This window comes from Ginsengibacter sp. (assembly GCF_057362405.1).
The window spans coordinates 1-9,427 of record NZ_JBMQQG010000190.1 but is presented as its reverse complement, the minus strand read 5'-3'; the positions used below and the strand labels follow the sequence as shown (position 1 = coordinate 9,427).

4 protein-coding genes are annotated in these 9,427 nt (G+C 39.8%); all 4 read right to left on the bottom strand.

Annotation, left to right across the window (positions count from 1 at the left end):
- The coding region (locus ACO1O5_RS16525) for an ABC transporter permease (RefSeq protein ID WP_486272159.1) at positions 1-1,752 on the bottom strand (1,752 nt) is incomplete at its 3' end.
- Positions 1,753-1,796: 44 nt separating this feature from the next.
- Entirely contained in the window at positions 1,797-4,295 is a 2,499-nt protein-coding gene (locus ACO1O5_RS16520) for an ABC transporter permease (RefSeq protein ID WP_486272157.1), read from the bottom strand.
- A 46-nt stretch (positions 4,296-4,341) separates the two neighbouring features.
- Positions 4,342-6,729, bottom strand: a complete 2,388-nt coding sequence (locus ACO1O5_RS16515; RefSeq protein WP_486272156.1) for an ABC transporter permease — start codon at positions 6,727-6,729, stop codon at positions 4,342-4,344.
- Between the two features lie 130 nt (positions 6,730-6,859).
- Positions 6,860-9,283 carry an ABC transporter permease gene (locus ACO1O5_RS16510; RefSeq protein WP_486272154.1) on the bottom strand — a complete coding sequence of 808 codons (2,424 nt, stop codon included), beginning with the start codon at positions 9,281-9,283 and terminating at the stop codon, positions 6,860-6,862.
- Between the last annotated feature and the right edge of the window lie 144 nt (positions 9,284-9,427).

Here is a 9,427-nt window from a genome sequence, read left to right as displayed (position 1 = left end):
CGTTTCGTTAATCAAAAATTCTTTGACAGTATCACTTTCCTGAACATTTCTTCCCGCCAGTAATTTAATATTAAATAGTTCCAGGTAACTCGTATCGCCCCACCTTAACTGTACGCTTTCTTTGTTTTCATTAGCAGCGCCGGTATATTTTATATCAGTAAAGGCAGCGCCTTTATCAGCGGGAGTTAAAAAGCCCCTGCTTGCCATCTGCACCCCGGGAATTGATTTTATTTCATTCAACAACCGGGTGCGGTGACTGGCAACCGTATCCTGGCGTGGTACATCGAAGCTCAATATGGCATCTTTTCGGAAACCCATATCGGCATTTAAAGAATAATTAATTTGTTTGCTAACCATAACGGTAGCAATTACAAAAAACTGCGCAATCACAAATTGTGATACCGTAAGTGTCTTTCTTATCCAGGCATGCCTCGTTTCATTACTGCCCGTGAACGACTGGCTCTTTAAAACATTTACAGGCTTATATCCTGACAAAATAAATGCGGGGTATAAACCGGAAAGAACACTTACCAACAGAGCCAGTATAAATAAAAATAAAAAGATATAAGGTTGCTGAAACGGTTGAAATTGTAAGCCGGGCGGAATAAAGCCGGCAAATAAATTAAGCAGCAATGGAGCTAAGCAAAATGATATAAAGCAACCGGCGGCGGTTAATAAAAATGTTTCACTTAAAAACTGGAAGATGAGTTGTTTCCTGGAACCACCCATTGTTTTGCGGATACCAATTTCTTTGGCACGATGCGCAGCATTAGCCGTGGTAAGATTGATAAAATTGATGCAGGCAAGCAATAACAGAAAGGCGGCCACTGCAAACAATCCATACATCGTTGGCTTATGCGCAATTCGCTGATCGAAGTCGGCATATAAACTATTAAAATGAACATCGCTCAAAGGTTGCAGGTGAAACGCCATGGTATTAGCAGCGTCTTTATTAGCATCTTTATTGTATTTATTCATCAGCCCGTTTAATTGCCTTTCAGCACTTGCAGCGGTGGTGTTTTTTGCCAACTTTATATACAAGTGCGAGTAGCCCATCCAGTCGTTCCACGTGTTCATCATAAAATCCTGCTGCAGGTGCGTTTGAGAAATGGTAGCAAGTGAAATAAACTCAACTCCATTAAATGAAGTCCGTGCATTCAAATCTTTTACAACGCCTGAAACCGTTGCGGTAAAATCATCGTTGTATCTTATTTGTTTACCAACTACATCAGCAACACTGCCGGACGGAAAATATTGTCTAGCCCTGCTTTCGCTCAAAACCACATTAAATGGGTTTTTTAAAGACGATTCCGGTGAGCCAGCCAGCCAATGATATGGCAACAATGAAAAATATTGCGGGTTGGTAAAAACAATGCCCGGTTGCTTTTTAATGACTACCGGTTGCGATGATCCTTTTCTCTCGATACTCACCTTTGCAGTTGCATCACCCTGGAATTGCATTACCGGAACAGTGGCCTCAACGCCCGTGACTTCACTTTGTATGGCGGCGCCCAATGGTGCCATAACCGCAGCCGAATGCCCGTCGTTGCCATTAAATTTAAAGTCCATCACTACGCGGTAAATTCGCTGTGCACCTGTTTCAACTTTATCATAACCGAATTCAAATTGCACAATGAGGAAAATGATAAGCGATGCGCTTATACCGATTGATAACCCCAGCACATTAATGGCAGTAAATGCTTTGTTACGGGTAAAAACCTTAAAGGCCGTTTTAAAATAATTTTTAAACATATTTTATATTTTAGCGTTTAATCGTTTATGTTACCCCGTTATGTTTACTCGGTTCTCAGACTCTTCACAGGATTGGCTATTGCCGCTTTTATTGATTGAAAGCTGATCGTCAACAACGCGATCAACACAGCTGTAATACCTGCAATTAGAAATATCCACCAGTTAATTGAAATACGGTAGGCAAAATCGTGCAGCCAATTATTCATCACAAACCATGTAACAGGTACGGCAATAAAAAATGCAACAATTACCAGCAGCATAAAATCTTTTGCCAGCACATAAATAATGTTGCTCACCGGTGCTCCTAATACTTTTCGTATACCGATTTCTTTTGTGCGTTGTAATACATTGAAAGCTGATAAACTAAATAACCCAAAACATGCAATGATGATGGCAAGAACTGAAAATAATCCGAATACTTTACCAAACTGATCGTCGGCTTTATATTGCTCATTGTAACTATCGTCTAAAAAATAGTAACTGAAAGGATTTTGCGGAAAAAAATTATTCCAGGCTTTTTCAACGGATGCAACGGTTTGGTGTACATTACCTGTTTCAAATTTTACAGAATAATAATTATTAATCTCAGGCCTGGGAACAAACACCACCGGTAACATAGACCTATTCAAACCTAATTGATGATAGTTGGCAACAACACCGGTAATTTTGAATGTATCGTTATAATTATAGATCGCCTGGTTAATTGCTTTTCCCAGATCATCAATTCCCAGCAGCTTTACAGCTTCTTCACTCAGCACTACCGTCTTTTTATCATTGGGATTGTTTGGTTCAAAATTTCGGCCGGCTTTGAATTGCATTTTATAAGAAGAAAGAAAATCCGCATCGACGTATAATGTATACACCGTTACCGGATTTTTATCTTTTGAATTAACAAGAACGGCACCATTGGTCATGTAAATTTCTTTACCCATAACACCCGATGATGCGGCAATATTTTTAACACCGTTTATTCTCAATATTTCATTTTTAAAGGCCTGGTAAGATGTTGTGTAGGTACTGTCCTGCTTTTCACCGGGCCCGTTTAATATTAATGTTTGGCTGATATCGGCGCCCAACTTTTGATTCCGCATAAAATTTACCTGCTGGTAAATAATGATCGTTCCTGCAATCAAAATAATGGAAGTTGCAAACTGACCAATAATCAATCCCTTCCTGATCAACATTCCGCTGTTTGAATTTTTAAATAAACCTTTCAACACAGCAATTGGATGAAAGCCTGATAAAACAAACGCAGGATACAAACCAGACGCCAATGTTCCCGTAATAAATAAGCCAACGAAGCCAAACAAGTAGGGTGTTGTTAAGTAAAATCCTTTTTCAGAGGTGCTGCCAATAAGATGATTGAACGACGGTGTACAAATAAATGCAACGGATACCGCAATAATAACGGCGGCAAAATTTAATAAAAAACTTTCCGTTAAGAACTGCATCATCAAATTTTTTCTTAAAGCTCCCAACACTTTTCTTATCCCAACTTCTTTGGCCCTTTCCAAAGAACGTGCTGTTGCAAGATTGGTGTAATTGACCCAGGCAATGATGAGGATCAGGAATGCAATTAAAAAAAGAAACGACACAGATTTACCATCGCCATTTATACCTGCCTCTTCATTATAATGGGAATAAAGATGAATATCTTTTAAAGGCATTGAATAAAGATCCTCACGATTGTTGTGCGATTTGAAGTATTCATTATTCAAATATTTATCAGCGAATGCCACCAGTTTTGCATCCAGTTTTTTTTGATCAAAGCCCGGATATAACCGGAGGTAAACATAATAATCATACCAGCCCAGGGTTGTTTCGGGGTCTACGCCTTTTGGCCCGAGCCGTTTGATCATGTTTACAAAAGTTGGATAAGAAACCAGGTAGTCAAACGAAAGATGTGAGTTGGTGGGATAATCTTCGAATACGCCTGTCACGAGGTAACTATATTTATAACCGCCTTCCAAAACAGTTATTTGTTTGCCGACGGCTTCATGGCTTCCAAAATATTTTTTCGCAAGCGTTTCCGACAAAACAATCTTATCAGGCGCATCTAATAAAGTATTCTTATCTCCTTGAATAATATGTAACGTAAACATATTGAGAAAAGACTGTTCAGTATAGTAGCCTTTATTTTCAATCGCTTTAATACCTGCCTGTCCGGCAGGCAGGATTTTCTCTTCGTTAGAAAATACAATGCTGTTTTGTACAGGATCACTTCCCTGCCACGAAATTCTTGTATCAATTAAACGACAATAATTTTCAACTTCGGGTAAATCTTTTTTCAACAGGGGCGCTACTCCCGCGAATACGGTTGCAGATTGCATGGTAAGTTTTCCCTGGTCATGCAAATCGAGCCGAAGGCGAACAATATCATTTACATTTTTATTAAACCTGTCATAACTTTTTTGATAAGCTACATACTGAAAAATAAGCAGGCAACATGCTATACCAATTGCAAGCCCAACAATATTAAAAATAGTGTAGCCCTTTCTTTTTAAAATGTTCCTGATTGCAATCTGCAAATGATTTTTAAACATGTTCTTTTTTTTGCGTCAAAGAAAAACAAGAATATTTTGCATTTTACTATTCCGTTCTCAAACTCTTCACCGGGTTGGCAATTGCCGCTTTTATTGCCTGGAAGCTCACTGTTAATATCGTTACCACAAAGGCTCCGGCCCCTGAAATCACAAATACCCACCACGATATATCTGTTCGGTAATCATATTGAATGATCCACTGATGTAAATAATACCAGGCTAACGGTATGGCGATAAAACAAGAAATAATAACCAACAATGCAAACTCCTTCGATAGCATTTTCCATAAATTAAATACGGATGCGCCCAACACTTTGCGCACACCGATTTCTTTTTTGCGTTGTTCGGCAACAAATGATGCCAACCCAAACAATCCTAAGCATGAAATAAAAACAGCGAGGATGGTAAAGAAAGTTGCCAGGTCACCTATACGTTGTTCATCAGAAAATTTCTTTGCATAATCTTCATCGTTGAAAGTATAGTCGAATGGAGCGCCGGGATTGTATTTTTTAAATACAGCCTGTATTTTACTTAATGCACCTCGAACAGGAACGCCGGGCTTAATACTCACCGTTATTATATTCGCCCAATCGGGGTTATAGAAAAAAACAGTAGGCTTCACAGGTTCGTACGGCGATTCCATAATCATATCTTTTATCACGCCAATAACCTTATAGCTTTTATCATTGAACTGAATGGTTTGTCCCACAATATCCTGCTTCATGCCTACCTGCTTCACGGCAGATTCATTTAATATCATTGCCAGGCTATCGGTCGCAAAATCTTTGGAGAAGTCGCGACCCTCCTTTATTTTCCATCCAATGGTTTTACCAAAATCCCTTGTTACAGCAATGGTTCCAAAAACAGGAAGCGTATTAGGATCTTTGCCCTGCCAGTTAAACCCAATCTGGTTTGACCATACACCTGTTGTAGGACTTGAAGATTCAGCCATGTCGTCTACTACTCCCGTACTCAGTAAATCATTTCTTATGGCATCGTAGTGTCCATACAAATCAGGTGTTGACATATTAATAGAGATCAGCCCTTCACTCTTATAATTAACAGGCCTGTTTTTAGCATACTGAATTTGTTTGAAAACAATGATGGTGCCTATAATCAGCGCAATGGAAAAAGTGAATTGAATTACCACTAATATTTTGCGGGGCAACGAAGCAAATCTTCCGGCACGAAATGTTCCCTTCAATACTTTGATGGGTTCGAATTTGGAAAGGTAAAATGCCGGATAGCTACCCGAAACTACGCCTGTTATAAAAGTGAAAACCAAAATTAACGACCAAAAGATACCATTACTCCATGGCAGGCTGATATCTTTATCTGCCAGTTTATTAAACAATGGCATCAGCAGCATTACCAATAATAAAGCAAGTACCAGCGAAACGAATGCTACCAAAACAGATTCGCTCAGGAACTGGCTGATCAATTGCTTTCGCTCGGAACCTACCGTTTTGCGAATGCCGACTTCTTTAGCTCTTTTTTCGCTCCGTGCGGTTGATAGATTCATAAAGTTGATGCAGGCAAGCAGCAAAACAAAAACACCGATAATCGAAAACAGCCAGATAAATTGAATACGACCTCCTGTTGCTTTACCATTCTTAAACTCACTGTAAAGCCTCCACTTATCCATCGGCTGTAATACAAGTTCTTCCTTGCCGTCTGTAGCCGCATTCTTATGCACCATAGACGCCATCTTAATCTTCGCGGATACTTTATCAATATTTTCATTAGTGTTTACCTCTGCAAAAGCCTGCCACGAATGATTATTCCATTGTGTTGCTGCGTTTTTGAGCCAATCCTCTGTAGTTATATATTTTTTCCACGGCAGAAATAATTTTGAATCGTACAAGGTGGTATTGCGGGGGAAATCTTCAAAAACGCCGGCGACTTTAAAGTCCATTTTATTATCAAACTTTACTGTTTTATTAATAGGATCGGTATTACCAAACAATGCTTTTGCAATAGACGCACTTAAGAGCACCGAAGAAGGGTCACCGAGGGCATTGATATTACCCGCTTTCATCTTAAGCGAAAACATGGAAGGAAAATTCGCCTCCACCCACATACCCTGGCCCGTAATTTTCGTTTCTCCAACAACGAGCACATGGCCAAAATTCCAGGATGCCATAGATACATTTTTAAAGTCGCTGGCATATTTTGTCCTCAGTTCCTCACCCAGCGGCATAGCCACCGCCTGCCCGGTTTCCGCTTTATTTTTATCATCAAAAAATGTTGTCATTATTTGAGCAAGGTGCTTGTGATTGCTGTGATAATCATTGAAGGTAACCTCATCCCAAATCCATAATGCTATCAATAAGGCAACTGCCATTCCTGTTGCAAGCCCAAGAATATTAATAACAGAGTAAATTTTATTTTTAATAAGATTGCGCCAGGCAATTTTGAAATAGTTTTTGAACATGCGTGTTTTTATTTTTTTCGTTTAACCTATGTCGTTATCTACCTGATAAAATTTAAAATACTAACGGACTCAGGATCTGCGGCGATGTCTTCAGCACATTATCCTGCCTGCAGGCCCGGCACTTTTTCGTTCACTCAGTGCGTAACGATTTCGCAGGATTTGCTATTGCCGCTTTTACAGACTGAAAGCCAACTGCCATAAATGCAATACCAACAATCAGCGCAAAAGGCAACACAAAATATGTCCAGCGAAGATCAACGCGAAATGCATATCCCTGCAGCCAGTCAGACGTCATTAACCAGGCCAGTGGGGTTGCAATTAAAAAAGCGATCAGTAACAAAAAAACGAATTCGCGGTACAGTAAGTTTAAGATGGTACCAACGGAAGCTCCCAATACTTTTCGAATACCAATTTCCTTGGTGCGCTGGAGCGTTGTGAATGACGCCAGGCCAAATAAGCCAAGACAGGCAATGAAAATGGCAAGACATGTAAATAACATAAATACCTGGCCGAAACGTTGATCTGCTTTATACTGATCGTTAAAGTGATCATCAAGAAAGAAATATTCGAATGTATTGCCCGGAAAAAATTTATTCCATTCCGCCCTGGCCACTTCAATTACATGCTTTGCATTGGCTGCATCTACCCTTATGGAAACCGGCCCGTTAACACCACGGATTAAACGAAAGATCAATGCATCGTAATTCTCATGTAAAGATTGCTGGTGAAAATTTTCTGTTACCCCAATAATGGTATATCGCCTTCCCCAAAAATCAATTCGCTTGTTCACTGCCTCTTCCGGCTTATCAAAACCTAACAAGTCCACCGCCTTTCTCGTAAACATTACCGCACTGTCGTCGGAACCAAAATCTTTTGAGAACGTACGACCCGCAATTGTTTTCAGGCCGTAAGTTTTCATGTAATCATAATCAATCCCAATTACGCGGTATTGTTTCTGCTTTGATTCATCCTGGCCTACAAGCTTTATTCCACCGGCATTCCAGCCAACGGCTTCACCGGGTACATTTGTCGAAACTGTAACATCTCTTACGGAAGATTGACGGCTCATCTCTTCCTTAAATGCCGTCTTCCTTTGAAGAAAAGTAGAATCCGTACCAACTGTTGGTGGTGATATGACCAGTGTCTGGTCAATATTCACACCCAGGGATTGTTTACGCATAAATTGTATCTGTTTGTAAACAGTAACGGTTCCAACTAATAAAAACAGGGAGGCTGCAAATTGAAAAACAACCAAAGATTTTCGTAACCAGGCACCCTGCCCGGTGCCACTCATTTTTCCTTTTAATACATCTATAGGTTTAAACCCTGACAATACAAACGCGGGATAAAGACCTGAAAAAAAGACACCAACAACAAATAATGCAGCGAGATCAATCCAGAAATTTCCTGCCATGAATAATGATAGCGCCAATTCCTGCCCTGATAATTTATTAAAACCCGGTATAGCAAGCACGACAATTAATAATGCAATCACCAATGCTATACCATTTATTAATGCCGATTCCGCCAGAAACTGTACGACCAGTTGTCTTCGTTGCGAGCCGATTGCTTTGCGCACGCCCACCTCTCTTGCACGGGTTATCGCTCTTGCTGTGGCAAGGTTAATATAATTGACCCACGCGATTACAACAATAAAAAATGCAATTCCTAATAACAGGTAAACCGTTTTACCATCGCTGGTTTCACCCGGCTCCATCATATAGTGCGAATAAAGATGAATATCTTTTAAAGGTTGAAGATGGTAGGTGACAGCCGAATTATATTTCTTCATATCAGCGCCAACAAATTTATCAACGATTGGAGGAAATTTTTTTTCAACCTTCTTCGGATCAGCATCTTTTCTCAATTGCAGGTAAGTTAAGCAACCATCCCATTCCCACGCTGTTTCAGGACCGTTACCACTGGAATCACTATTCCATTTTACAAACGTTGCATACGAAAGAAGCACATCCGGTTTGATCTGCGTATTCTGAGGTGCATCCTGATAAACGGCAGTTATTACATAATTGCTGTTGCGATTCAGTTCTAATTGCTTACCAATAACATTCGTAGTTCCAAAAATCTTTTTTGCAGTGGTTGCTGAAATCGCTGCTTTAAAAGGTTCTCTTAATGCTGTATTCTTATCGCCTGCAATTAAAGGGTAAGTAAATATTTTAAAAAATGAAGCACTGGCAAAAAATACTTTTTCTATTTTTACCGGTTGATGCTGAACGTCGGCCGTAACCTTTCCGTTTTGAACGAGCTTCACGTAATCTTCAACTTCGGGTATAGCGTCCTTAAAGGCGTTACCCACGCCAAAAGCGCCTGCAGCCCATTGTGTGCTCAGCTTACCGTTATCATACCTGTCTTGCTGTACGCGGTAGATTTGGTTCCTATTCACCTGGAAATTTTCGTAACTCAATTGAAACGAAACATATTGCAAAATGATTAAACAGGTTGCAATGCCAATAGATAATCCAAGAATATTAATTGCTGAATAGGCTTTATGGCGTTTTACATTGCGCCAGGCGATTTTGAAATAGTTTCTAAACATAATAAGATAATTTATTCATAACATGTATGGGTAAATGATAATTCATTTAACGAAATTTATTTCATTCTACTTCCTTATTTTGTGGACCCAAACCCTGCTTACCTTCATATCTTCTGCGCCAAGAGCGGCCGCCCTAACATTCCT